Source organism: Bradyrhizobium sp. CCGUVB4N (assembly GCF_024199945.1).
Taxonomy (GTDB): Bacteria; Pseudomonadota; Alphaproteobacteria; order Rhizobiales; family Xanthobacteraceae; genus Bradyrhizobium.
Map to the genome: position 1 here is coordinate 3,696,308 of NZ_JANADP010000001.1, position 23,549 is coordinate 3,719,856.

At 64.6% G+C, this 23,549-nt stretch carries 21 protein-coding genes; 6 read left to right on the top strand and 15 right to left on the bottom strand.

The window, feature by feature from the left end; translation table 11 throughout:
• The first annotated feature begins 32 nt into the window (after positions 1-32).
• Both msrA and NLM31_RS16630 read left to right on the top strand, forming a co-directional pair.
• Entirely contained in the window at positions 33-548 is a 516-nt protein-coding gene (gene msrA, locus NLM31_RS16625) for a peptide-methionine (S)-S-oxide reductase MsrA (protein ID WP_254130389.1), read from the top strand.
• A 2-nt stretch (positions 549-550) separates the two neighbouring features.
• Positions 551-844 (top strand): DUF1330 domain-containing protein, encoded by a 294-nt coding sequence (locus NLM31_RS16630; RefSeq protein ID WP_254130390.1) that lies wholly within the window; start codon positions 551-553, stop codon positions 842-844.
• A gap of 101 nt (positions 845-945) precedes the next feature.
• Here the strand turns inward: NLM31_RS16630 and NLM31_RS16635 are convergent, their stop codons facing one another.
• A complete protein-coding gene (locus tag NLM31_RS16635) occupies positions 946-1,569 on the bottom strand; it encodes a TetR/AcrR family transcriptional regulator (protein WP_254192917.1) in 624 nt (207 codons plus the stop codon).
• A gap of 139 nt (positions 1,570-1,708) precedes the next feature.
• On the opposite strand from NLM31_RS16635, the gene NLM31_RS16640 reads away from it, so the two are divergent.
• From NLM31_RS16640 to NLM31_RS16650, 3 genes are all read left to right on the top strand, one after another.
• The gene (locus tag NLM31_RS16640; protein ID WP_254192918.1) at positions 1,709-2,854 is read left to right on the top strand and encodes an HlyD family secretion protein; all 1,146 of its coding nucleotides are present in this window, start codon (positions 1,709-1,711) and stop codon (positions 2,852-2,854) included.
• The gene (locus tag NLM31_RS16645) at positions 2,851-4,347 is read left to right on the top strand and encodes a DHA2 family efflux MFS transporter permease subunit (RefSeq protein ID WP_254192919.1); all 1,497 of its coding nucleotides are present in this window, start codon (positions 2,851-2,853) and stop codon (positions 4,345-4,347) included. The genes NLM31_RS16640 and NLM31_RS16645 overlap by 4 nt, the downstream gene beginning before the upstream one ends.
• Before the next feature lie 92 nt (positions 4,348-4,439).
• The gene (locus tag NLM31_RS16650; RefSeq protein ID WP_254192920.1) at positions 4,440-5,378 is read left to right on the top strand and encodes an aldo/keto reductase; all 939 of its coding nucleotides are present in this window, start codon (positions 4,440-4,442) and stop codon (positions 5,376-5,378) included.
• 82 nt (positions 5,379-5,460) lie between these two features.
• On the opposite strand, the gene NLM31_RS16655 is transcribed toward NLM31_RS16650, so the two are convergent.
• Positions 5,461-8,301 carry a winged helix-turn-helix domain-containing protein gene (locus NLM31_RS16655; RefSeq protein WP_254130395.1) on the bottom strand — a complete coding sequence of 947 codons (2,841 nt, stop codon included), beginning with the start codon at positions 8,299-8,301 and terminating at the stop codon, positions 5,461-5,463.
• 369 nt (positions 8,302-8,670) lie between these two features.
• On the opposite strand from NLM31_RS16655, the gene NLM31_RS16660 reads away from it, so the two are divergent.
• Complete coding sequence (locus NLM31_RS16660) at positions 8,671-9,660, top strand: tripartite tricarboxylate transporter substrate binding protein (RefSeq protein ID WP_254192921.1); 990 nt, start codon at positions 8,671-8,673, stop codon at positions 9,658-9,660.
• 151 nt (positions 9,661-9,811) lie between these two features.
• Here the strand turns inward: NLM31_RS16660 and NLM31_RS16665 are convergent, their stop codons facing one another.
• The 13 genes from NLM31_RS16665 to NLM31_RS16725 are packed head-to-tail and all read right to left on the bottom strand — an operon-like array spanning position 9,812 to position 23,545.
• Positions 9,812-10,438 carry an NAD(P)H-dependent oxidoreductase gene (locus NLM31_RS16665; protein ID WP_254130397.1) on the bottom strand — a complete coding sequence of 209 codons (627 nt, stop codon included), beginning with the start codon at positions 10,436-10,438 and terminating at the stop codon, positions 9,812-9,814.
• A 3-nt stretch (positions 10,439-10,441) separates the two neighbouring features.
• Positions 10,442-12,019 carry an isochorismatase family protein gene (locus tag NLM31_RS16670; RefSeq protein ID WP_254192922.1) on the bottom strand — a complete coding sequence of 526 codons (1,578 nt, stop codon included), beginning with the start codon at positions 12,017-12,019 and terminating at the stop codon, positions 10,442-10,444.
• Between the two features lie 21 nt (positions 12,020-12,040).
• Complete coding sequence (locus NLM31_RS16675; RefSeq protein ID WP_254192923.1) at positions 12,041-12,889, bottom strand: N-acyl homoserine lactonase family protein; 849 nt, start codon at positions 12,887-12,889, stop codon at positions 12,041-12,043.
• A 30-nt stretch (positions 12,890-12,919) separates the two neighbouring features.
• Positions 12,920-13,804, bottom strand: a complete 885-nt coding sequence (locus NLM31_RS16680) for an amidohydrolase (RefSeq protein WP_254192924.1) — start codon at positions 13,802-13,804, stop codon at positions 12,920-12,922.
• Positions 13,801-14,922 (bottom strand): VWA domain-containing protein, encoded by a 1,122-nt coding sequence (locus NLM31_RS16685; RefSeq protein ID WP_254192925.1) that lies wholly within the window; start codon positions 14,920-14,922, stop codon positions 13,801-13,803. The genes NLM31_RS16680 and NLM31_RS16685 overlap by 4 nt, the downstream gene beginning before the upstream one ends.
• Complete coding sequence (locus tag NLM31_RS16690) at positions 14,919-15,800, bottom strand: MoxR family ATPase (RefSeq protein ID WP_254192926.1); 882 nt, start codon at positions 15,798-15,800, stop codon at positions 14,919-14,921. Before NLM31_RS16690 ends, NLM31_RS16685 begins: the two co-directional genes overlap by 4 nt.
• Before the next feature lie 12 nt (positions 15,801-15,812).
• Positions 15,813-16,835, bottom strand: a complete 1,023-nt coding sequence (locus NLM31_RS16695) for a xanthine dehydrogenase family protein molybdopterin-binding subunit (protein ID WP_254130403.1) — start codon at positions 16,833-16,835, stop codon at positions 15,813-15,815.
• The gene (locus NLM31_RS16700; RefSeq protein ID WP_254192927.1) at positions 16,836-18,431 is read right to left on the bottom strand and encodes a xanthine dehydrogenase family protein molybdopterin-binding subunit; all 1,596 of its coding nucleotides are present in this window, start codon (positions 18,429-18,431) and stop codon (positions 16,836-16,838) included.
• Positions 18,432-18,443: 12 nt separating this feature from the next.
• Entirely contained in the window at positions 18,444-18,920 is a 477-nt protein-coding gene (locus NLM31_RS16705) for a (2Fe-2S)-binding protein (RefSeq protein ID WP_254130405.1), read from the bottom strand.
• A gap of 6 nt (positions 18,921-18,926) precedes the next feature.
• The gene (locus tag NLM31_RS16710) at positions 18,927-19,745 is read right to left on the bottom strand and encodes a xanthine dehydrogenase family protein subunit M (protein WP_254192928.1); all 819 of its coding nucleotides are present in this window, start codon (positions 19,743-19,745) and stop codon (positions 18,927-18,929) included.
• The gene (locus NLM31_RS16715) at positions 19,746-20,189 is read right to left on the bottom strand and encodes an SRPBCC family protein (RefSeq protein ID WP_254192929.1); all 444 of its coding nucleotides are present in this window, start codon (positions 20,187-20,189) and stop codon (positions 19,746-19,748) included. It abuts the gene before it with no gap.
• A gap of 3 nt (positions 20,190-20,192) precedes the next feature.
• Positions 20,193-20,630, bottom strand: coding sequence for an SRPBCC family protein (locus tag NLM31_RS16720; RefSeq protein ID WP_015686997.1), 438 nt, complete (start codon positions 20,628-20,630; stop codon positions 20,193-20,195).
• Positions 20,631-20,641: 11 nt separating this feature from the next.
• On the bottom strand, positions 20,642-23,545 hold the full coding sequence (locus NLM31_RS16725) for a flotillin family protein (protein ID WP_254192930.1): 2,904 nt from the start codon (positions 23,543-23,545) through the stop codon (positions 20,642-20,644).
• Positions 23,546-23,549 lie beyond the last annotated feature (4 nt).

Genomic DNA, 23,549 nt, shown 5'->3' on the forward strand with positions numbered 1-23,549 from the left:
AGATCATCCGAATTGACGAGATGGAGCATCAAATGACGACAGAGCGCGCAGTTTTGGCCGGAGGCTGCTTCTGGGGCATGCAGGATCTCATCCGCAAGCAGCCCGGCGTGATCTCGACGCGGGTCGGCTACACCGGCGGTCGGGTGAAGAACGCCACCTATCGCAATCACGAAGGTCATGCCGAAGCGATCGAGATCATGTTCGATCCCGCGAAGACCAGTTTTCGCACCATGCTGGAGTTCTTCTTCCAGATCCACGACCCCACCACGCTCAACCGCCAGGGCAATGATCGGGGCACGAGCTACCGCTCAGCGATTTTCTACACATCGGACGAGCAGAAGCGCGTTGCCCAAGACACCATTGCCGATGTCGAGGCATCGGGTCTGTGGCCCGGTAAGGTGGTGACGGAAGTCGCCCCCGTTGGCGAATTCTGGGAGGCAGAACCTGAGCATCAGGATTATCTCGAACGCTATCCTGACGGTTACACCTGTCATTTCATCCGGCCCGACTGGAAGCTGCCGCGACGCGCGGTGGCTGCCGGGAGCTAGCGATGGCCAAGGGATACTGGATCACCCTCTATCGCTCGATCTCCGATCCAGAGGCGTTGGCGGCCTATGCGAAGCTCGCAGGTCCGGCCATCATCGCCAATGGTGGCCGGTTCCTCGCCCGTGGCAATGCGGCGAAGGTCTATGAGCAGGGCATCGCGCAGCGCGCCACTGTGACCGAGTTCGACAACCTCGAGCTCGCCGTGGCGGCGCACGACAGCCCCGCCTATCAGGACGCGCTCAAGGTGCTCGGCAATGCCTGCGAGCGCGACGTCCGCATCGTCGAGGGATTGGGCTGAACCCAAGGACATGTTGCCCGGGGAGCGAGCGATGACCGAAGCTTGTGAGATGAGCGTTCCCCGGTGGCATTCGTCGTTGCGGTTGGCCGTGCCGCCGTCTGTCATCCGCAAATCACATCCACCGCCTTGCGGGCAAGCTCCTTCAGTTCGGCGCGGGAGGTGCCGGCGCGGGCCCGGATTGCGATCGTATGCATCGTGGCCGCCGCCAGGATGGCGAGCGCCGCGGGATCGGCATCGCGCTTCAGTTCGCCCTTGTCCTTTGCAAGACGGAATCGTGCCTCGAAATCAGCGTCGATCGCGCGAAGTCCTGTCGCAACGCTCTTTCGGATCGCCGCATCTTCTGCGGTTTCGGTAACCGCAGTTCCGAGCACAAAGCAACCACGGGCGTGTCCCTTGCCCGAAAAGTAGATGGAAAGGGCCGCGTCGTAGGCGAGCATCAGCGCTTCGTTTAGGGGGTGGTCCCCCGCGAGGGCGTCGCGCGTGGCGGCGAGGCTGACGTCCCAATAGCGGGCGAGCGCCTCGAGGTAGAGTGCGTGCTTGTTGCCGAAGACTGCATAGAGGCTCGGCGGGCTCATGCCGGTGGCCGCCGCGACCTTGTCCAGCGAAGTTCCGGAGTAGCCGGTCTTCCAAAAGGTTTCGGTTGCTCGCTTGAGGGCCGTTTTAGCGTCGTAGGCGGGTGGCCGTCCGCGGCGTGCCGGACTCGTTTCGCTGGTTTTTCGCGCCATATCGTCAAGACCCCGGTTGTCGTGCCTGGTTACAGATATTTGTATGGACCGTTATAAAAATCAAGATGCGGAGGCTTGATTGCCGGTTCATGGGACCGTATTTGTAACGAACGTTAGTTAATTGAATGCGAGGATTTCGATGCGTTTCAATTTCGCGCCAATCGCCGGCTGGTGGGGCGATCGCATGAGTTTCGGCGGGAGCGAAGCTGTTGGCCAGTCGGTCCGAGCGGAACTCGGGACGCGGCTGCGCCGGCCCTTGATGCTGGCCGTGCCGATCATTGTGGCCGTGTTCGGCGCCTCACTGTATCTGGCCCAGGAGCAATACGTTTCGACCGACGATGCATTCGTTCGAGCTGCGAAAGTGACCATCAACGCCCGGGTTTCCGGTCAGGCGATTGAGATCGCCGTGCACGACAACGAGCGCGTTCATCAGGGACAGGTCCTGTTTCGCATCGATCCGGAGCCCTACCAGATCGCCGTCGATCAGGCGGAGGCCCGGCTCGGCAGCGCGCGGCTCCAGATCGAATCTCTCAAGGCGACCTACCGCCAGCAGCAGGCGGAGTTGCAATCTTCAAAGGATTCGGCTGCCTTCGACGAGCGCGAGTTCGACCGCAAGAAAATGCTCGTGGCTTCCGACTTCACGCCGCGCGCAGTCTACGAGCGGGCCGAAACGGATATGAAGGTCGCCCGCCATCGCACGACGTCGATCGAACAGCAGATCGCCAACACGATCGTCGCGCTCAGCGGCGATCCCGATATCGACGTCGATCGCCACCCGACGGTTCGCGCGGCAAAGGCGCAGCTCGATCGCGCGCGGCTCGATCTCTCTTATGCCACCGTGACAGCGCCCGACGACGGCATCGTGACGAAGGTCGACGATCTGCAGATCGGCGGCTTCGTCAACGCCGGAGCGCCCACATTCTCCCTGCTGTCGAGCCGACATGTCTGGGTCGAGGCGAATTTTCGGGAAACCGGTCTGACCCACATGCATCCCGGTCAAGAGGCGACGATCGACGTCGATGCTTATCCTGATCGCAAGTTCAAGGCGCATGTCGACAGCATGAGCCCCGGCACCGGATCGGACTTCTCGGTGCTGCCGCCCGAGAATGCAACCGGGAACTGGGTCAAAGTCGTTCAGCGTTTGCCGGTGCGTCTCGAACTCGATGATCTCGATCCGACCCGTCCCCTGTTTTCGGGCATCAGCGTGACGGCGCGGGTCGATACCGGCTATCGCCGCACCTGGCTGCATCTGCTCCGACCCGCGTTCGCGACGGAGGGCAAATGAGTACGACAGTCCCGTCAGCCGCCGCCAACGAGAGGCACCACACGATCGCCGCGGCTGCTCTCTTGGCGACCTACATGCAGGCCGTCAACATCTCGATACCGAACGCCGCGCTGCCGCACATTCAGGCGACGCTCTCGATGGCCAATGACGAGGTCGGCTGGGTCTTTTCGTCCTATATCGCCGCGAGTGCCGTGACCATGTCGATCACGCAATGGCTGGCGGCACGTTATGGCCGGAAGCAGGTCTATCAGGTCGCCGTGGCGATCTTCGTGCTTGGCCTGGTGCTCGATACTCTCGCGACCACGTCCATCCAGTTTGTGCTGGCCCGGATCCTCCAGGGTGCAGCGAGCGGGCCGCTTGCGCCGCTCTCGCTGGCGATCCTGCTCGAGGTGACGCCGCCGGCGCGACATGCCCGCATCAGCCTGGCCTGGACCGTGTGTTCCTTGCTCGGCATCAGCAGTGGCCCCGGCATTGGCGGTTGGCTCAGTGAATATCAGGGCTGGCCGTCGATCTTCTATTTCAGCCTGCCGATGACGGCATTCATCTTCCTGACGATGGCCCAATCGCTGAGCGAGAAGCGGGCGGAGCGGAGCCAGTCCTTTGACTTTTTCGGTCTGACAACCTTCTCCGTCGGCATGATCGGGCTGCAAATGCTGCTTGACCGCGGCGAACGCCTCGAATGGTTTGCCTCGACGGAGATCTGGGTCGAAGCGATCGCCTCGGTCCTGGGCTTCTATCTCTTCATCGTCCACGTCATGACGACCAGGGAGCATTTTCTTCGCACAGCACTGTTCAGGGACCGCAATCTCGTGCTCTCGACGGTCATCTCATTTGCGGTTGGCTTCGTCCTGCTGCCGACCCTGGCCTTGACGTCCCCGATGCTCGAGGAGTTGCTCAACTACCCCGTCGATACCACGGGCTATATGACCATTCCGCGCGGTGTGGCGCTCGTGGGAGCGCTGGTGCTGACGAGCCTGGTTCCAGCGCAGGTCGACAGCAGGCCGTTCCTCATCGGGGGAATGACGCTGGTGGTCTATGCCAATTGGCTGATGCTCGGCTATTCACCGGCGATGGATTGGCGGCCGGTGGTCGAGGCCGGCCTGCTCCAGGGCGCCGGTATCGGTATGTTGCTGCCGACGCTCGCCAGGGCCGCGTTCGGCACGCTCGATCCGAAACGTCGTCCGGAAGGCAGCGCGCTGATCAACCTGTCGCGCCTTTATGGCAGCACCATCGGCATCGCGGTGGTCCAGTTGTTCTTGTACGCCAACACGCAGGCCGTGCACGTCGCACTCGCCAAGACCCTGACGCCCTATCGTGTCGCCGCTTATTTCGGAGGCTCGATCGGCAAGCCGGGCCTTGCCGCGCTCAACGGCATGGTGACGCGGCAGGCGGCCACAGTCGCGGTCATCGACCAGTTCGAGATCCTGATGTTCGCCATGCTCGTCGTGATCCCGCTCGTGTTCTTTCTCCGCAAGCCGCGGCCCGCCGGTTAACGCCGGGGAGCCGTGAAATGACATCGCATCGTCAATTTCGATCACCTCGTGCCGCTTGTGCGTAAGCCGAGGCCAAACAAAGGAGCATCAGCATGACGTCGTCCGATTCACTTCGTTATACGAAGATTCCAACCCATGGGTCCGGTGCGATTCCCGCCGTGGGATTTGGCACGCTCATTCCGGATCCGCTCGTGACCAAGCAGGCCACCAAGGCTGCACTGGAGGCGGGATTTCGACATCTCGATTGTGCCGAGCGCTACCGTAACGAGGCGGCGGTTGGCGATGCGTTGCAGGAGGCGTTCAAGGAGGGGAATCTTCAGCGCCAAGACCTGTTCGTGACGACGAAGCTATGGAACACCAATCACCGGCCGGAACGAGTCAAGGCTGCCTTCGACGCCAGCCGCCGGCGGCTGCAACTCGACGATATCGACTGCTACATCATCCATACGCCGTTTGCCTTTCAACCCGGCGACGAGCAAGACCCGAGAGACGAGCGCGGTCAGGTCATCTATGATTCAGGCGTGACGTTGGCGGAGACGTGGGGAGCGCTGGAGCGCCTTGTCGACGAGGGCCACTGCAAGTCGATAGGCCTGTCGGATATCACCCTGGAGAAGCTGCGCGAGATCGTTGCGGTTGCGCGGATCAGGCCAGCCATGGTGCAAGTCGAATCGCATCCGTATCTGCCCGAATGGGAGCTGCTCGACTTCTGTCGCGAGCATGGGATCGTGCTCCAGGCGTTTGCAGCGCTGGGACACGCCATGAAGCCGAACCTCCTGGCCGACCCGGTGATCACCACCATCGCGGAGCGCCTCGACAAGACACCGGCTCAGATTGCTCTGGCCTGGGCTGTCCAGCGCGGCACCGCTTTCCTGACGACTTCGACCAATCCCCGGCGTATTCGGGAAAACTTCGATATTTCGACGCTGCCTGAAGACGCCATGCGGGAGATACGGGCCGAGATCACGACAAACGTCAGGTTCAACACGGTGGTCGAAACCGGCGTGCCCGGATTTATTCCCCGAGCAGGATGACGCGAGCAGTGTGGAGCCGCGTTCTGCGACCGGGGGCGCGGCGTGGGGCTTGGGTCGAACCCTTGGATCGTGGACGCCCTGGTCAGGACCGCAATTGTGCGATGAGGCCCTGGGCGATCCGCATGTCGGCGATACCCGACCCCTCGGTCATCGCGGCGCAGGCCTTCTCCAGAACCGCAAGCGCCTCTGCGCGCTGGTCGCGTCCGATCCTGAGTTGCGCGATGCTGATGGCGCATCGCAACTGCCAGAAGTCGGCGCCCTGCTGCGCCGCCAGATCCATCGCCTCGTGAAAGCAGGCGTCGGCGGCTTCCGACTGGGGTGTCTCTCTCAGCATCAGCTCACCCTTGATGCGGAGCAGCTCCGGCAGATACCAGCGTTCCTGCCTGTCGTTGCAACGCGCCAACGCGTTCTCGATCGTGTCGAAGCCGTTGTGGATCTGGTTGGCCTGTCCGAAACACGCCGCCAGCTCGCCGAGCAGGGGAAGAAAGCGCGGCAGGAAGCGCGCATCGCCGGCGCGATTGAGCTCGTCGCGCAGCAGCGGCAGGCTTGCTTCGACATTCGTGCGCCTGGCGATGACCAGGGCATTGAAAGCGCGCGCCCACAAACCCCAGATTCTTATGGCGTGGCGATCGGTATGTTCGAGCAACTCGGCTCCGTAGCGCTCGGCAGCATCGTAGTCCCCGGCCAGAAAGGCGATCGGGCAGGCGGACTGTCCGAGCACACTGCAGAACGTCAGCGCGTGACCATTGGCCCGGCCTTCATGGATGTTCTGCTCCGCGAGTGCCAGGGCCTGATCCGCATGGCCCTGCAGCCACAAGATTCGGGCACGGAAATACTGCGTCGATAGCCTGACATCGAGCGGAAAGATCTTTGGCTTTTCGGCCAGCACATGCAGGGAGGCATTCACCCGGTCGATGCGAATCCGGGCGCCGTTCTGGTCGCCGAGATAATGCAGCGCCACGGCGGTCAACCGGTCGGCCAGCATGAGATCGGTCTTGTCGGGTGAACTCGCGGCCGCCTCGGCGAAGCGATCGGCCAGCACGCGCGCCTTGCCGAATGCACCGTTGTTGAACTGGTCGATGCACAGGCCCCAGAGCGCCCGCAGCCGGAAATCCTTGTCGTCGAGCCTGTCCGCCAGCTCTAACGTGGCCTCGAGGATCGGGCGTGCCTCGCGCGCGCGTCCTTCGCCGTACATCAGCGACCAGCCGAGCGCCGCCAGGAGCTGCATGCGCACTCGCTCGTCGCCGTGGTCTCCCAGCGCGGCGAGTGCGGTTCTGGCGCGCTCGCGACACTCCGAGAACAGCGATAGGCGAATCCAGAGCGTGACCGCGACCGCCGTCAGCGCGATGCCGAGCTGCGCATCGCCATCCGGCGAAAAGGCCCAGTCCAGCGCGGCGCGCAGATTGTCCAGCTCCGCGCCGTAGACGCCAAGCCAGTCCGACAGCGGCGCGGATGTTTCGGCCTCAGCCCGCTCGAACAGGTCGCGAAAGTATTCGGCGTGGCGCTGCGCAATCCGCTTTGCTTCGCCGGCCTCGTTCAGCTTGCCGAGCGCGTAGGTGCGCGTGGTATCGAGCAGGCGATAACGCAGTGTTCGCGCGCCGGACGGTGCAATCAGCGATTTCGTGACGAGATTGTCGATCGCCTCCATGGTCGCCGTTGCACTGAGCCCGTCGCCCGACGCGACGGCGGCAGCCGCCTCCGGCGTGAACGGGCCGACGAACACCGACAATCTTCGCAAGATTGCGCTCTCGGATGCGGGAAGAAGGTCGTAGCTCCAGTCGAGCGCGGCGCTGAGCGTCTGGTGTCGCGGAATGGCCGTGCGGCGGCCGCGCCATTGCAGCGAAAACCGGCTGTCGAGCAGGGACGCCGTGCCGGCGATACCATAGGCATTGACGCGCCCCGCCGCGAGCTCGATCGCGAGCGCGATGCCGTCAAGGCGGCGGCAGATGTCCGCCACCAACGGTGCTTCTTCCGCGCTGAGCTGAAATGGTCCGGAGCTCTGTGCGATACGTTCGATGAAGAGCTGGGCTGCCGGATAGGCGAGGATGTCGGCCACGGCGAGATCGTCGCGCCGGGGCGGGCAGTCGAGCGGAAACAGTCGAAAGATCCGTTCGCCTTCGCTGCGAAAGGATTCGCGGCTGGTGGCGAGCACATGCAGTCGCGGTGCCTCGCGAACCAGACGTTCGACCAGCGGCGCGAGGGTCTCCAACACGTGCTCGCAGCTGTCGAAGATCAACAGCGTCGGTTTCGCCTGCAGATGCGTCAGCAGCGCCGGGACCGGATCCTCCGCATTGATGGACAGCCCGAGTGTCGATGCGATGGTGATGGCGGCGAGTTCGGGCCTTCTCACCGGTCCGAAGTCGACGAAGAAGACGTTGCCGTCAAAATGGGCCAGCCTGCGATGGCCCACGGTCACGGCCACCGCGGTCTTGCCGATGCCGCCGGGGCCGACGACGGTGACGAAACGATGCAGTGCCAGCCCGGTCGAAATCTTCTCGATGACGTCGTCGCGCCCGATCACCCGTGCGAGCGGCGCGGGAAGCGAGCGGGGCAGGGAGACATCAATCGGGGCAGCAGGAAGAGCGGGAGCGACCTGGGCGAGCGATGCGACGAAGCAATAGCCGCGCCCGGGGACGTTGACGACATAACGGGCGGATTTGCCGGTATCGCCGAGGGCCTTGCGCAGCGCTGCGATGTGGAAGCGGAGGCTGCCGTCGTCGACATTCACGTCGGCCCAGACGCGTTTGACCAGCTCGCGCTTGTCGACGACTTCGCCGGGGCGCTCGGCCAGGAAGATCAGGATGTCGAGCGCGCGGCCTCCGACGTGAAGATGCGCGCCGTCCTTCTCCAGGAGTCGGGACTTCGGAAACAGTCGAAATGGCCCAAAAGAAATGGCCGAGTCATGGTTGTTATCGTCTGGCACGCACTATAGCCCCCTCGGCAGGGAGTCAAATATGTTTGACTTTGTCTATCAGAACGAAGCGTACAGTAAACTGGACGAAAGCAGCGGGTATGGCTTCAGGTCCGTGCGATGCCGCTTCGACCCACTCTGTTCGTTTGAAATATCGCTTTAAGATGAATGGCTTAGGCTGGTGGATGAGGTCGGCTCATCTGTTCAGCTGTCAGCTCTACGCAGGGGACCATGCCGAAAAACGGATGGGGACTCTCACTTTGCCCACAAGCCTTGGTTGCCCCGCCGTTTGCGGTGCCATTGACGATGGCGGCGTCCTGCTGCGAATGGTTTCTTGGGAGCCGGTCCCGCCACTGATCAAAGATATTTTCGGAATAGGACATGCCCTCCCTCTCGCGGCGAGACTTCGTCAATGCGGCCGCGTTTGCCGCGACGGTCGCCGGATTTCCACGTTGTGGAAACGCGGTTGATTATCCCTCCAGGCCGATCCGGCTGGTGATCCCGTATGCGGCTGGCGGCCCAGGCGATCAGATCGGACGTCCCTGGGTCGAGCGAATGTCATCGCAGCTCGGTCCGAGTTTTGTCGAGAATATCAGCGGTGCAGGCGGCGCCATCGGGACGGCAGCGGTCGCACGCGAGAAGCCCGACGGCTATTCGCTTCTGCTGGGAAATGGCAGTACGCAGGTCATCGCCCCGCTGACGACGCCAAATCCCGCCTACGCCGTTGACGATTTCCGCGCCATCTATCGCTTGATCAACAGTGCGCTGGTATTCGCTGTCAGCCCCTCGCTGCCGGCAGCCAATCTGCAAGACCTGATTGCGTACGCGAAGGCCAACCCCGGCAAGCTGTCCTATGGGACGCCCGGTATCGGCACCGGCAATCACCTCGTCGGCGAATTGTTCAAGCAGCAGGCAGGCGGACTTGACATCGTCCATGTTCCCTATCGAGGGAGCTCGCAAGCGACCAATGACGTCGTCGCCGGTCAGATATCTCTCGTTGTTGCCGTCATGTCGGTTCAATTGCAGCAACTCGGCCGTGCCGGCAGAATACGGCTGCTGGCGGTCACGACCGAACGGCGCTTGAGCGGCGCGCCCGACATTCCGACCGCAATTGAATCCGGCATGCCGGATCTCAGCTATGAGGGCTGGTTCGGCCTGTTCGCGCACAAGATGACGGACGATGCGATCATCGACCGGATCGCGCAGGCGACACGGGCAGCGATGTCCGATCCCGGATTGCAAGAATCGTATCGCTCTCAGGGCATGGAACCGGATAGCGATTCCAGCCCGGACAAGTTTCAGCGAATTGTCGATGCCACCACGGCAAGCCTTGCTCCCGTGATCAAGACGATCGGGCTCAAATCGCAGTAACCCGACGCTGTGTCTTAGCAATCCAGAGTGCTTCTGGTGAGGGCTTCAGGATTGCTTCGTCGCCAGGCTGATCGCAATGACGATGTGGCGACAGCGAACTTCTCGTACCTCGGGATGAAGGAGCTGTCAGGGTCGTTATCGCGAGCCCGGCTCAGAACCGCTTCGCTATCTCGGCAAGGCGGCGGTGGGCGGTGTCGCGGGCGGCGCGGATCGGCTCGGCCGGGCCCGCCGTCGGGCCGATCGGCACAAAGCGCACGTCGCTGACGCCGATGAAGCGGAGTGCCTCGCGCAAGTACGGCGTCGCCATGTCGATGCGGCCGCGGTTCATGCCGGTGGCGAAGTCGCTGCCAGAGGCGAGAATGACGATGGTCGGTCGATCCTTGAGGAGCGGAAGATAGCCCTGCGCCGGATCGAAGCGGAACGTCAGGCCTGGCTGGATGACGATGTCGAACCATTGCTTCAGCTTGTAGGGGATGCCGAAATTCCACATCGGCGTCGAGATCAGCACGCGCTCGGCCAGCGAGAAGCGCAGCGCCATCCGCTCGGCTTCCGCAAAACTGTCCCGCTGCGCGTCGGTGAAGGCCTCCGCTTTCATCCGTGCATATTTAGCCTCGACGATGGGGCCTGCAAATTCCGGCATGCGCTCGTGCCAGAGATCGACGACGTCGATGTCCCAATCGGGGCGGGCCTGTTGAAAGCGGTCAAGGAACAGTCGCGCACCGGCGCTCGACTCGGAATCGGCACGCGGGGAGCAGCAGAGGTGCAAGAGCTTTGCCACCGCTCATCCCAGCGCTCTGATGACGGCGTCCGCGCGGGTGACGACGGCGACGTTCTGCATGGCAAAATTGATCGAGGCCGAGTGCCAGTCGGCATTCATGGTCGAGCAGCAGTCTTCCGGCACGATCATGAAATAGCCCTTGTCGGCTCCGGTGCGTGCGGTGTGCTCGACCGACATGTTGGTCCAGGCGCCGGTGTTGATGATCATATCGCGGCCGGTGGCTTTCAGGATCGTCTCCAGCCGCGTGCCTTCCCAGGCGCTCATCCGCATCTTCTCGACGACGAAATCGCCGGGCCGCGGCTCGAGGCCCGACACGGGCGCTACCCCCCAACTGCCACGCACCATCGCCTTGCTGTCGACGAGACCCTCGAACAGTGGTGCGTTCAGCGTCACGCCCGGCGCTCCGGGCTCGACCACGAACCAGACATGGATGATGGTGACGCCGCGCGCGCGCGCCGTTTCCGCCAGGCGACGGACGTTCTCGACGACGTGCTGCTGCTTGGCATGACCGGGCGCGCCGGATTCGGCGAACGCGCCGCCATCCATGATGACGTCGTTCTGGAGGTCCTGGATGATCATGGCGCAGCGGTTCGGATCGAGGCGTAACTCGCCGTCGGCCAGGATCGGCGCCGCAGCTGCAGGGCCGGCGCTCGCGGCGCCGCTACCGCTGCGCTTGCCGCTCATATAGGGTTCGTGGCGCGGTCCGGCCTTGGTCGGGATGGCGTAGACCGAATGCGTCGAGGTCAAATAGAGCGTGCGGAAATCCGGTCCGCCCCAGGCGAGGTTGGCGACGAGCTCGGGCACGCGAACCTTTCCGAGCAGCTCGCCGCGCGGCGAATAGACCCAGACGCCGCCGGGTGCGGTGACCCAGACATTGCCGTGCTGGTCGCATTTCATGCCGTCGGGCAGGCCGGGCTCCAATTCGGAGCGGATGCCGCTTGCGAACACCCGCGCGTTCGACAGCGTGCCATCGGCATTGACGTCGAACACGCGGATCAGCGCCTGCACGGTGTCGTTGACATAGAGCAGTTTCTCGTCGGGCGAGAAGCACAGTCCGTTCGGCTGGTCGAACAGATTGCGGTCGACCACGAGCGTCGGCTCGCTGCCGGGCACGACGCGATAGACGCCCTGGAAGCCGAGCTGGCGCGGCCGCTCGACGCCATAGACCGGCATGCGGCCATACCAGGGATCCGAGAAATAGATCGCGCCTGATGAGTGCACGCAGACATCGTTGGGGCTGTTGAGCTCCTGTCCCCCAAAGTGCGAGGCCAGCACCTCGCGCCGTCCGTCCGGGCGTTCGCGGATTAACGATGAGGTCGCGTGCTCGCAGACGATCAGATTGAGCTCGGCGTCGTAGGTCATGCCGTTGCATTTGTTCGACGGACGCTTGATCTCGGCGACGCCGCGCCGTGCATCCCAGCGCCGGCGCACGTCGCCCGGCATGTCCGAGAACAGGAGGTAATGATCGACCGGATGCCAGATCGGCCCTTCCGTGAAATCAAAGCCTGTTCCGACCTGCGCAACGGGTGCGTAGGGATCGATCAGCGTTTCGAATTCGGATCGCAAGGTGACGTGGGTCATCGGTCGGGTCCTTCGATCACATCAGGCGGGGAACCAGTTGCGCGCGGGCAGGGACTGCACGATCGGGCCCGGGACCTGATCGTGGAGCCGGCCGACGACGTTGCCGCCTTCGATCTTGGCGGGGCGGTCGTGCACCGGCAGCAGATAGCGCGAGTTGCTGAGGAGCTTTTTGATCGACGCTTTCTCGGCGCGCTTGCTGGTGCCGTGATTGCCAGTGGTGCGCGGCTCCGCGTCGTGGATCTCGTTGAAAGGCGTGACGATCTGGTCGTTGAAATCGTAGATCACATCACCGCAGATGGTGGCAATGCCGTCGGCTGTCTCGACGATGATGTTCATCGAGCCCTCGGTGTGGGCGTTGGCCGCGTCGCAATAGACGCCGGGCATGAGCTCGACGGGGCCGGTGATCTCCAGGTCGAGGAAACGCAGCGCGCTCTTGGTGTGCAGGCGGTCGATCAGATGCTTGATGTCGGGCGCAGGATATTGCGGATGCATCAGGCCGGAGACGGAATATTCGAGCTCCTTGCGGTTGACGACGACCGTTGTGTTCATCGGGAAGAGGTCGTCCTTTCCGGCGTGGTCGATGTGCAGATGCGTGTGACAGACGAACCGCACGTCGCCCATACGCACGCCGTGGCGGGCAAGCTGGTTCTCGATCATGTGCTCGTGGTACTGCAAGCCGCGCATGCCCAGCGTCTCCATGATCTGGTTGGAGCGATAGCCGGTGTCGACCACGACCGGATATTTGCCGCCGAGGATCAGAAAGCCCAGCGTGAGGACGCGGCGGGTGCGACCGCAGTCGCGACCGAGCACCAGGAAGCTCGATTCCAACTCGATATCGCCGTAGTCTAGGATCTTGATCTCCAGCGCCATTCGTTTCCCTCCCTGTTCTCTTTTTATCCGTCAAAGCCGATAGACGCGCGTTGCGGTGCCTCTGAAGATCGCATCCCGTTGCTCGGGGTTCAGCCGGGCTGTTGCGGCACGAAATGCGTCGACGAGCTCGCGATAGCTGGTCCACAATTTCTCGATCGGGAAATTGGAGCCGAACAGGCAGCGCTCGGCACCGAAGATCGCGACGGTGTCGGCGACCACGGCGGCGATATGCGCAGGGTCGTTACGATGAATGAACGTGCCGAGCCCCGAGAGCTTCGCGACCACGTTCGGGCAGGTCGCGAGCCGGGCCATGCCGGCGCGCCAGGCGGCGCGTCCCGCCGGCGACGGATCTTCGAGCATGCCGGCATGCTGAAGGATGAAAGTCACCTTGGGGCAGGAGTCCGCGAGTTCTGCAGCGTCCGGCATCTGCGGCGTGAACACCTGCAGGTCGAAGCTCCAGCCGTAATCGGCGAGCCGCGCGACGTTGCGCCGGACCATGGGATCGATGCAGAGATCGGGCTTGGCGGCGAAGCGATAGAGCGGGTTCTCGTGCCAGTGCAGCTGCATCCGCACCCCGCGCACCAGCGGATAGCGCTTCAGGCGGTCTAACTGCGGGCGGACGTCGTCCACGGCGAAATTGGCGTAGGCAACGATCGCGTGCGGCCAGCCGTGCTTGTCGGCTGTCTGCTGCACCCAGGCGGCTTCGTCTTCGAAACGGTCGTTGGCCCAATTGGTCTGGACGTAGACCGAGCGGGTGACGCCGCTACCCCTGAGGTCGTCGAGATATTCCTTGATCGGATAGTCGCGCCGAATGGCTTCGTAAGGTCCAAAGATGCGGGGCTGCATCGGGCCGACCAGCCAGGGCAGGTCGGCCTGCCGCCAGATATGATGATGGCCGTCGACAATCTCGGTCACGCAACTCTCCTTCGTCCCAATGCCAGTACATGCGCGACGATCGACGCGCTCGATCCGCCGTCGACGAGATCGTCGACGAAGCGCTCGATGGCGATGAGCGCTTCGGTCTGCGGGCGAAAGCCCGGGCCCGCCGCAAGCGGCGTCAGCCAGCTCACGCGCCAGGCTCGCCGCGACAGCCTTGCGACCGCGTCGCGCAACGCGTCCGGCTCGCCGCGCTCCAGTCCGTCCGAGACGACGACAACTGCTGCTCCGCGCGCGTACCCGCCGAAGCGGGGGACAGCGAGGAAGGCCTGCAGCGCATCGCCGATACGTGTACCGCCGTCCCAGTCGCTGACGAGATGGGCTGCCGCACTCAGCGCCTGCTCGCGTCGCTTCAGCCGCAGCGCACGGGTGACGCGGGTCAGCCGCGTGCCGAAGGTGAAGACCTCGACGTTCGGCGCCGCCTGCATCAGCGCATGGGCCAGCTTCATGTTGTCTTCAGTCCGGCTCTTCATCGAGCCGGAAACGTCGATCAGCAGCAGGAGCTTTCGCGGACGATGGCGACGCTTCATATGGCCGAGCCGCAAAATCTCGCCGTCGCTGCGGACAGAGTCGCGCAAGGTGCGGCGAAGATCGGCAAAGGGACCGCGGCGGGCCCGCATGCGGCGATGGCCACGCCGCCGCGGCAGCCGCCGGGGAGCCTCACGCGACAGGCGGCGAAGTGCATCTGTGGTGGAAAGCTGCGCGAAGCGGCGCTCAACCAGCGCCTCGGTGCGGGTCGCGGAGAGGCCGGATTCATTGGCGTCGTCGGAGAACAGCGGCTCCTCGTCGCCGCGGCCTTCCTCCTGCAGGCGGACGGTCTCGTCGTCCTCGCCATCGTCGGCGCGCTCCAGCGCTTCGCTGCCGTGGAAGTGAAGATCGAACAGGCGATCAAAACTCGCGCGACGTTCGGGCGGCGGGGCGAGGGTGGCCAGTGCCGCATGCCTGATATCCCGGAGGTCGCGCGGGCCGAGCAGTTCGATCGCGGTGAGGAATGTGGTGGTTTGCTCCGGGGCGACGGCAAAGCCGTTGGCGCGCAACAACGCAACGAAGGAGACGAAGATGCGCGCGGCGCGCGGAAGCTCTGGCTCGGTGCTCATGCGGTTGCCTCCGCGAGCATGGCGTCGAGCCGGGGCGAGATGAAGTGCAGATCCTCCTCATCCTTGAGTGCCACGCCGATCGAGCGCTTGAACGCGTCGGGCCAGCGCGCGCCGCCCTTGTGCAGGAGCGTTGCGGCCTCGGCCCAGTCGACGGCCTCGGCGATGCCGGGCGCCTTGCTGAGCGGCTCGCGACGGAGCTTGCCGACGGCTGCGACGACGGCGCGGGCGGTGGCCTCCGCAACGCTGGAGGCCCGCAGCATGATGATGCGCGCCTCGCGCTCTTCGGTGGGATAGTCGATCCAGTGATAGACACAGCGGCGGCGCAAGGCTTCGTGCAGATCGCGCGTGCGGTTCGACGTCAGCACGACGACGGGGCGTTCGGCGGCGCGTACCGTGCCACGCTCGGGGATCGAAATCTGGAAGTCGGACAAGAATTCGAGCAGGAAGGCTTCGAACTCCTGGTCGGCGCGGTCGATCTCGTCGATCAACAGCACCGTCGAGTCGGGCGCGCGCAACGCCGCCAGCATAGGACGCTCGATCAGGAACGTCTCGCCATAGATATCGATGCTCTCGTCGCCGGCCTGGCGGATCGCCAGCATCTGGCGCGGATAGTTCCATTCGTAGAGCGCGGCGGAGGCGTCGATACCCTCGTAGCATTGCAGGCGGATCAATCGGCGGCCGAGCACGGCGGCGATGGCTTTTGCCGCTTCCGTCTTGCCGACACCCGGCGCGCCCTCCAGCAGCAGCGGCTTGCCGAGCGCGAGGCCGAGATAGGCGGCGGTCGCGAGGCCCTCGTCGGCGAGGTAATAGGCCGCGCGCAACGCTCTCTCAAGCGCCTCCGGGCTGTCGATGCCGACGATGTTGCTGCGGACCGCCATCAACCGAAACCTCTAGCGCCGCGCCTGCGGCCGCGCGCCGCCCTGGGCTTTGATCGCGCGCAGCACTTTTTCCGGCGTAATCGGCAGATCGTCGATACGCACGCCGACCGCGTTGAAGATCGCGTTGGCAACCGCCGGCAGCACGGGGTTGGCGCACATCTCGCCGGGACCCTTGGCTCCGAATGGCCCATCAGGCGCGGGGCGCTCCAGCACGGCGATATCGTGCGGGCAGATATCGCCGGGGCCGGGCATCAGATATTCGACGAAATCGCGCGGGCCGTGTACGGGCTCGGGATAGTAAGGTTCGGGCGTTTCGTAGAGTGCATGGCTGACACCCATCCAGGCACCGCCGACCAGCTGTTGCTCGACCAGGCGTGGATTGAGGGCACGGCCGAGCTCGTAAGCGGAATCCATCCGCACCATCGCGACCTCGCCGGTCTCGTCGTCGACATCGACCTCGGCGACGAGGCAGGCGTGGGCGTAGCAGGTTGCGGGCGACATCTCGCCCGTCTCCGGATTCACTTCGGAGAGCGGCACCAGGAAGATGCCGCGGCCGGAGATGGTCTTGCCCTGCTTGAACTGCGCCGCGATCGCGACGTCCTTGGTCGAGATCGAACGATGCGGCGCGCCCTTGACGTGGATGTTGCCGCGTCCGTCGGTTTCGAGATCGGCGGCGTTGACTTCCAGTTCCTCGGCGGCGGCTTCCATCATCACGCCGCGGGCCTCGCGGGCCGCCGCCATCACCGCGTTGCCGACGCGATGCGTCCCGCGTGAGGCGAACGAGCCCATGCAATGTGGGCCGGTGTCGGAATCCGCGGTGTCGACATAGACATCCTCGACCGGCACGCCCAGCGTCTCCGCGCAGATCTGCCGCGTCACCGATTTCATGCCCTGGCCGAGATCGATGGACGACAGCGCCACCGTGAACTTGCCGCTCGGGTTGGAATGCACCAGCGCCTGGCTGGGGTCGCCGCCGAGATTCATGCCGATGGGATAATTGATCGACGCGATGCCGCGTCCGCGGTGCCGGGCCATCTAGCGCCTCCTGGTGCCAAAGACGGAGGAGAAACGGGTCGCGCCATGCGACGGCGCAGTCGGCCGCGGCGCGGGCGGCGGAGGAGCCGGTGGTGGCGGCTCTCGCGGCGGTTCGCGCGTAACGGTCGGCGGCAACCGATCGTAGCTGGTGCGCTGCTGCGCCGGGGCGGTAGGCCGTGCGCGCGACGAATCCGTGGGGGTCGGCGGGATGACGGCGCGGCTACCGCCGCCGTCCTTGCGCGAGGAGGCCTGCTTGAACTCCTCGCGGAGCGGCCATTTTGCTTTTTCGGCCGCGACCTGGACGCATTCGATCAACGCGGTGTTCTTGGCTTCGCGCCGGTGCGCCTTCATGTCGCCGTCGCGATAGGCGTTGAGGATCCGGAACTCCATCGGATCCATGTTGATGATGTGAGCCAGCTTGTCCATCTGGCACTCGATGGCAAAGTCCATCGCGGTCACGCCGAAACCGCGCATGGCGGTCGCTGGCGTGCGGTTGGTGAAGACGCAATAGACGTCGCCATAGACGTTCGGAATGGTGTAGGGGCCCGGCAGATGCGCGGCGCATTTCACCGCGGCGTAGCTCGATAGCCGCGTATAGGCGCCGCTGTCGAAATAGGCGCGGATCTTGCGCGCGACGATGCGGCCGTCACGCATCACGCCATCCTTGATGTAGATGCGTTCGGCGCCGCGTGGCGGCCCATATTGCATCTCCTCCTCGCGTCCGAACACGTAGCGCACGGGTCGCCCGGTCAGCATCGCGCCGAGGATGGCCAGCGGCTCGGTCAGCGTGTCGACCTTGCCGCCAAAGCCGCCGCCGACGGTGCCGCCGATGAAGTGGAAGGTGTTGGACGGCACGTCCAGGATCTTTGCGCAGGTGTCGACCGAAAAGAACAGCGCCTGCGTGGAGGTGTAGACGACATAACGGCCGTTAGTGTCCGGGGCCGCGATCGCGCCATTGGTCTCGGTCGGTGCATGCTCGATCGGCGACATCTGGTAGCGCTGCTCGAGCACATGATCGGCGGTCGCCAGCGCCGCGTCGGCGTCGCCGAAGCGCAGCCGCTGATGGTCGTAGGTCTCGTGATAGGTGAAGGTGTTCTTGGGATAGGTCTCGTTGACCACGGGCGCACCGGGCTTCAGCGCGTCCTCGACGTCGAACACGGCCGCGAGCGGTTCGTAATCGACCTTGACCTTGGCGATCGCTTCAAAGGCCTCGCGCTCGCTGTCGGCAACGATGGCGACGATCGGCTCGCCCTTGTAACGGACCTTGTCGACGGCAAGCGACGGCTCGTCGTCCTTGCCGAAATTGATCAGGCTCAAAAGCGTGTTGAGGTTCACCGGCACATCGGCGCCGCGGATGATCCGGCGCACGCCGGACGAGCGCTCGGCCTCGGCCGTGTCGATGCGACGAATCCTCGCATGCGCCTGCGTCGAGCGGACGACCTTCAGGTGCAGCATGCCCTGCAGCTTGTGGTCGTTGAAATAGCTGGACGTGCCCGTGACGTGACCGAGCATGTCCTGACGTTGCGTGCCTTTGCCGATCTCCTTCAGATTGTCGTCGCGCTCATCGGCGAAGATGTCCTTGCGAAGTTCCAGCATGGTCGCGTTCCCTTAGGCGCTGACCCGGCCGCCGGCGGCGGCGAGGATGGCATTGATGATCGGCTCGTAGCCGGTGCAGCGGCAGATGTTGCCGGAGATGGCTTCAATGACCTCATCGCGGCTCGGCGAGGGATTGCGATCGAGCAGGGCTTTTGCGGCCATCAGCATGCCCGGCGTGCAATAGCCGCACTGAGCGGCAAATTGGTCGGCAAAGGCGCGCTGCAGCGGATGCAGGTTCGGGCCCTGCTTCATGCCGTCGAGCGTCTCGACGGAGCGGCCGGCGACGGTCTCCGCCAGCGTCAGGCAGGAGAGGTGAAGCTCGCCGTCGATCAGCACGCTGCAGGTGCCGCAGCCGCCCTGGCCGCAGCCGAATTTCGGCGTCATGTCGCCGATCAGCTCGCGCAGCGCGACCAGAAGATTGGTGCCGCCATCGACGAAGATCGCGACGTCGCGGCCGTTGTGTCGGAATTGCAGGGGAATTTTGGACATGACCGCTTATTCCTGTCCCGACAGCAGGCGGCGCAGGTGGACGCCGACGATCTCGCGGCGATACCAGGCGCTGCCGAGCGCGTTGTCGGATGGCGATGTTCCCTCGGTGGCGGCGGATGCGGCCGCCGCAATGGTCGCGGCGTCCAGCGAGCGGCCCTCCAGTGCCCGCTCGGCGGCGCGGGCGCGGATCTGGGTCGGTGCCATCGAGCCCAGTGCGATCCGCGCGCCCGCGATCCGGCCGCCGCTGATCGGTAGATGCGCAGCCAGCGTGATGACCGAGCCGCCTTTTGGTTTGATCCGCGCAATCTTGCGATAGCGGAATGCCTCGCTACTTGCCGGCCGGGTGCATGAGACCGACAAGACCAACGTTCCGGCCTGCCGCTCGCGCGCCTGCAAGAATTCTTCGATCGGGATATCCCGCGAGCCGAAGCCGCCCGCGACGGCCACGGTGGCATCGAGTGCCAGCAACGCGACGGTGAAATCGCCATAGGGATTTGGCGCGAAGAGATTGCCGCCGACGGTGCCCATGTTGCGCACGGCAGGGCCGCCGATCGAGCGGGCGGGGGCGTGGAGGAAGCCGAGGTCGCGTTCGGCAAGGACGCGTGCGAAGGTGACGCCGGCGCCCAGCGTGATACGCGGGCCGGAAGCATCGATCCGGGTCAGCGCCTGGTCCTGGGCGCGGACGACCGTCGAGATCGACACATCGCCCTCGTTCAGCGCCCGCATCACCAGCGTGCCGCCGCCGAGATAGCGCGCGGTGCGGTCAGAGGACAGCGCGCCGGCCGCTTCGCTGGCACTGGCGAAAGTCTTGACTGTCACGGCCATCTAGGCGGCCTCCTTCAGATGCCGGCGGATCGCTTCGAACCCGGCCTGGTAAATGTCTTCGGCGACCATGTGGGTGATGCGGTCGCGGTCTTCGGGCTTGGTCGTGAAACGCGACTCCCAGTGCCAGAAGGTGCGGTCTCCGTCGGTGACCGGCAGCAGGCGGACATGCGCGACGTAGTTGAACATCGGGATCGGCGTATCGAGCAGGCAATAGCTGAAGCTCTGTTCGAGGTCGGACAGTGCCAGCAATTGCTCGCGCAGCTCGGCGCCATCCCTCAGTTTGAACCGCCTGACGCAACCGATCTTGTCGGAGGATTGCGCGCGCTCGATCGAGGAGGTCGCAACCGCCGGATGCCAGCGATCGTGCCCGTTGAAATCACGCAACATGGCCCACGCCGCATCGGTCGGCGCGTCCAGGATCGTGCTTTTGACGATATGCGGCACGGATCAACCTCCGAACACGCGCTTGAGTGCGTCAAACCCGCCCTGGAACACGCCGCCGCCGATGTTGCCGACGAGCTCGGTCTCGCGCTCCGGCGCGCAATCGAACTCGGCGGTCCATTCCACAAAGGTCTGGTCGCCGTCGGTGACGGGCGTCAGCCGCAGGGTCGCGACATAGTTCTCGACGCCCATCGGGGATTCCAGGATCGAGTAGGTGCAGAACATGTCGTAGTCGGACAGGCCCAACAGCTTCTCGCGGATGCGGTCGCCGTTGCGCAGACGGAAATCCCTCACACAACCGATCTTGTCCGAGGGCTCGCCGCCTTCAATGCGGCTCTCAGCAATCGCGGGATGCCAGTTGGGGAGGCCGTTGAAATCACGCACACGCGCCCAGACGCGATCGTTGCGCGCATTGACGACGGTGGAGACGTAGACGCGGGGCATGGATTTTGACCTCAGCTCTTCTTCCGCGGACCGCGCTCGGCCGACGGCTCGCTGCCGCCCTCAGCTGCTGGCGGTGACGCCGCCGGCTTGTCGCCACCACCGCCGCCCTTGCGAGCGGCCTCCTTGATGCCCTGCATGTCGCGCGCTTCGCGGATCAGGCCCGGCATCTTGGCCAGGCTGCCGCCCTCGACGCCGATGTCGGACAGGATGGAGTCGATCAGCGGCGCCTGGACACGGTAGCGCAGCGCCGAATCGATCACCTCGTCGGTAGCGCTGCGGCCACCATTGCCGCCGCCGTTGCCGTTGAGGCCGTCGACCTGGAGGATGCGGATGCCCTCGATCTTCTCCATCGGCTTGACGCTCTCGCGCACGATGCCCTCGATCCGGTCGAGCAGTTTTCGGCGGAACAGCGAATAGCGGGCCTGGTCGGTGAGCACGTTCTCGGCCTCGTTGAGCATCCGCTGGGCCTCCGCCTCGACAGCCGCACGGACACGTTCGGCCTCGGCAGCAATCCTGGTCTCCTCGGCCTGTTTCTCCGCGATCATGACTTCGACCGTCCTGCGACGCTTTGCGATCTCGCTCTCGCGCGCCGTGATGACGCGCTCGGTCGCTTCGGTGGCCCGCATCCGCGCCTCCTCAGCCATCGCCTTGGCGGCGGACTCTTCGAGCGACTTCTGATGGATCGCGATTGCCTTCTCCATCAGGACGGTCTCGACCTCCTTCTCACGATTGACCTCGAGCTTGCGCAGCTCGCGCTCGCGGCCGATTCGGGCCTCGTCGAGGCCGCGATCGGAGGCGATGCGTGCGCGCTCAACCTCCTCGCGGGAGGCGATCTCGGCCTCCTGGAGCGACTGAACCCGGGCGACCTCGAGCTGCTCGATCGCACGGCGGCGTTCCAGGCGGGCAGCTTCCAGCGCCTGCTCGCGAGAGACGTCGGTGGTCTCGACCTCCTTGCGGGCGACGATCTCGGCCTGCCGGACCTGGCGGTCAGCATCGATCCGCTCGGACTTTTTGGCGGAGAGGGCGATGACGCGGTCTTCGTCGGCGATCTCGATCGCCTTCTTCTGCTCGATATTGAGCACCTCGCGCTTCTTGGAGGAGTTGATGCGCTCGGCTTCGAGAGCGAGATCGACGGTAATGCGCTGGCGCTCGATGGCGTCGCGCCGCTTCAGCTCGGCGGCCTCCAGCACGCCCGTGCGCTCGATTTCGAGCGAACGGGTGTCGCGCTCGGCCTGGATGCGCTCGGCGGCGATGGTCTTCTCCTGCGCGATACGGGCTGCCTCGATCGCCTCGCGCGAGGCGATGTCGGCCTCCTCGACGGCGCGGTTACGAGCGATCTCCAGGGAGCGGACACGTTCCTCCTGCGCGATGCGGGAGGCCTCGGTGGTCTCGCGCGCTGCAATGCCGGCAACTTCGAGGCTCTGGTTGCGCTCGATTTCGAGCTGCCGCGTGTTTTGCTCGGCGGCGATGCGCTCGGCGGCGAGCGTCCGTTCGCGGGCGATGCGGGCAGCCTCCACGGCGCGCTGCGCCTCGATCTCGGCTTCCTGGATGGTGCGCACCTGCTGGATCTCCAGTGCGCGGGTACGTTCATCCGAGGAGATGCGCTCGACATTGACGATCAGCGTCTGGGCGATACGCGCCTTCTCGGTGGCCTCGCGGGCCGCGATCTCGGCCTCGTCGACAGCGCGGGTGCGCTCGATCTCGCGGCGGCGGGTTTCCTCTTCATTGGCGATGCGGGCGTCGGTGACGACGCGGTCCTGCTGGATCCGGGCCTTCTCGATGGCTTCGCGCGCCGCGATTTCGGCTTCTTCGACGGTACGCATCCGCTCGATCTCATGCTGGCGGACCTCGCGTTCCGACGCGATGCGTGTCGTGTCGATCGAGCGCTGGTTGGCGATCCGGGTCTTCTCGATATCCTCGCGGGCGAGCAGTTCCTTCTCTTCGATGGTGCGGGTGCGCTCGATCTCCTTCTGGCGTGTCTCGCGCTCGGAAGCGATACGGGCCTCGGCAATCGCCTGATCGTTGGCGATCCGGGAGCGTTCGATCGCCTCGCGCGCCGAGATCTGGGCCTGCTCGGCCTCGGTTTCGCGCAGCGCTCGTTCGCGGGCCACTTCGGTGCGTTGAAGCGCGCGGCGCATTTCGATATCGCGTTCCTGCTCCAGCCGCGCGGTCTCGCTCTCGCGCTCGATCTCGAGCGCCTGACGCTCTGCCTCCAGATTGCGGGTGCGGATCCTGATCATCGAGTCCTGCTCGATGTCGTTACGCAGCTTGCGCCTGGCCTCGATGTCCTCCATCAGCTTCGTCAAGCCTTCGGCGTCAAAGCGGTTCGAGGGGTTGAAGAATTCGAGGTCGGTCTGGTCAAGATCGGTGATGGCGACGGATTCGAGTTCGAGGCCGTTCTGAGCGAGGGCTTCGGCGGCATTGGTCTTGACGCGCGTGACATAGTCGCCGCGGCGTTCGTGCATCTCTTCGAGGGTCATTTCGGATGCGACCGACCGGATCGCGGAAATGAACTTGCCGGCCAGTAGCGCGTGGAGCTGTTCCGGCTCCATGGTGCGGCGGCCGAGCGTCGCGGCGGCGATCGAGACGGCTTCGCGGGTGGCCTGAACCCGGACGTAGAAGTCGGCCTCGATGTCGACGCGCATGCGGTCGCGGGTGATCACGGCGTCCTGCCGCGAACGCACGATGCCCATCGGCAGCACGTTCATGTTCACAGGCGTGTAGTCGTGGATGAAGGGCAGCACGAAGGCGCCGCCATTGATCACCACGCGCTCGCCGAGGAAGCCGGTTCGGACGAACGACACCTCCTTGGAGGAGCGGTGGTAGAGCCAGTTGACGATGTAGACGCCAACCACGATCACGATGATCGCAACAATCAGCCAGAGGATGAGCTCGCCGACCAGAATCCCTGACATGTTT

Excerpts from the sequence above, each read along its gene's own strand:
- msrA (WP_254130389.1), top strand. The coding sequence starts at position 33 with ATGACGACAGAGCGCGCAGTTTTGGCCGGAGGCTGCTTCTGGGGCATG.
- NLM31_RS16630 (WP_254130390.1), top strand. The coding sequence starts at position 551 with ATGGCCAAGGGATACTGGATCACCCTCTATCGCTCGATCTCCGATCCA.
- NLM31_RS16635 (WP_254192917.1), bottom strand. The coding sequence starts at position 1,569 with ATGGCGCGAAAAACCAGCGAAACGAGTCCGGCACGCCGCGGACGGCCA.
- NLM31_RS16640 (WP_254192918.1), top strand. The coding sequence starts at position 1,709 with ATGCGTTTCAATTTCGCGCCAATCGCCGGCTGGTGGGGCGATCGCATG.
- NLM31_RS16645 (WP_254192919.1), top strand. The coding sequence starts at position 2,851 with ATGAGTACGACAGTCCCGTCAGCCGCCGCCAACGAGAGGCACCACACG.
- NLM31_RS16650 (WP_254192920.1), top strand. The coding sequence starts at position 4,440 with ATGACGTCGTCCGATTCACTTCGTTATACGAAGATTCCAACCCATGGG.
- NLM31_RS16660 (WP_254192921.1), top strand. The coding sequence starts at position 8,671 with ATGCCCTCCCTCTCGCGGCGAGACTTCGTCAATGCGGCCGCGTTTGCC.
- NLM31_RS16670 (WP_254192922.1), bottom strand. The coding sequence starts at position 12,019 with ATGACCCACGTCACCTTGCGATCCGAATTCGAAACGCTGATCGATCCC.
- NLM31_RS16675 (WP_254192923.1), bottom strand. The coding sequence starts at position 12,889 with ATGGCGCTGGAGATCAAGATCCTAGACTACGGCGATATCGAGTTGGAA.
- NLM31_RS16685 (WP_254192925.1), bottom strand. The coding sequence starts at position 14,922 with ATGAGCACCGAGCCAGAGCTTCCGCGCGCCGCGCGCATCTTCGTCTCC.
- NLM31_RS16690 (WP_254192926.1), bottom strand. The coding sequence starts at position 15,800 with ATGGCGGTCCGCAGCAACATCGTCGGCATCGACAGCCCGGAGGCGCTT.
- NLM31_RS16695 (WP_254130403.1), bottom strand. The coding sequence starts at position 16,835 with ATGGCCCGGCACCGCGGACGCGGCATCGCGTCGATCAATTATCCCATC.
- NLM31_RS16700 (WP_254192927.1), bottom strand. The coding sequence starts at position 18,431 with ATGCTGGAACTTCGCAAGGACATCTTCGCCGATGAGCGCGACGACAAT.
- NLM31_RS16705 (WP_254130405.1), bottom strand. The coding sequence starts at position 18,920 with ATGTCCAAAATTCCCCTGCAATTCCGACACAACGGCCGCGACGTCGCG.
- NLM31_RS16710 (WP_254192928.1), bottom strand. The coding sequence starts at position 19,745 with ATGGCCGTGACAGTCAAGACTTTCGCCAGTGCCAGCGAAGCGGCCGGC.
- NLM31_RS16720 (WP_015686997.1), bottom strand. The coding sequence starts at position 20,630 with ATGCCCCGCGTCTACGTCTCCACCGTCGTCAATGCGCGCAACGATCGC.
- NLM31_RS16725 (WP_254192930.1), bottom strand. The coding sequence starts at position 23,545 with ATGTCAGGGATTCTGGTCGGCGAGCTCATCCTCTGGCTGATTGTTGCG.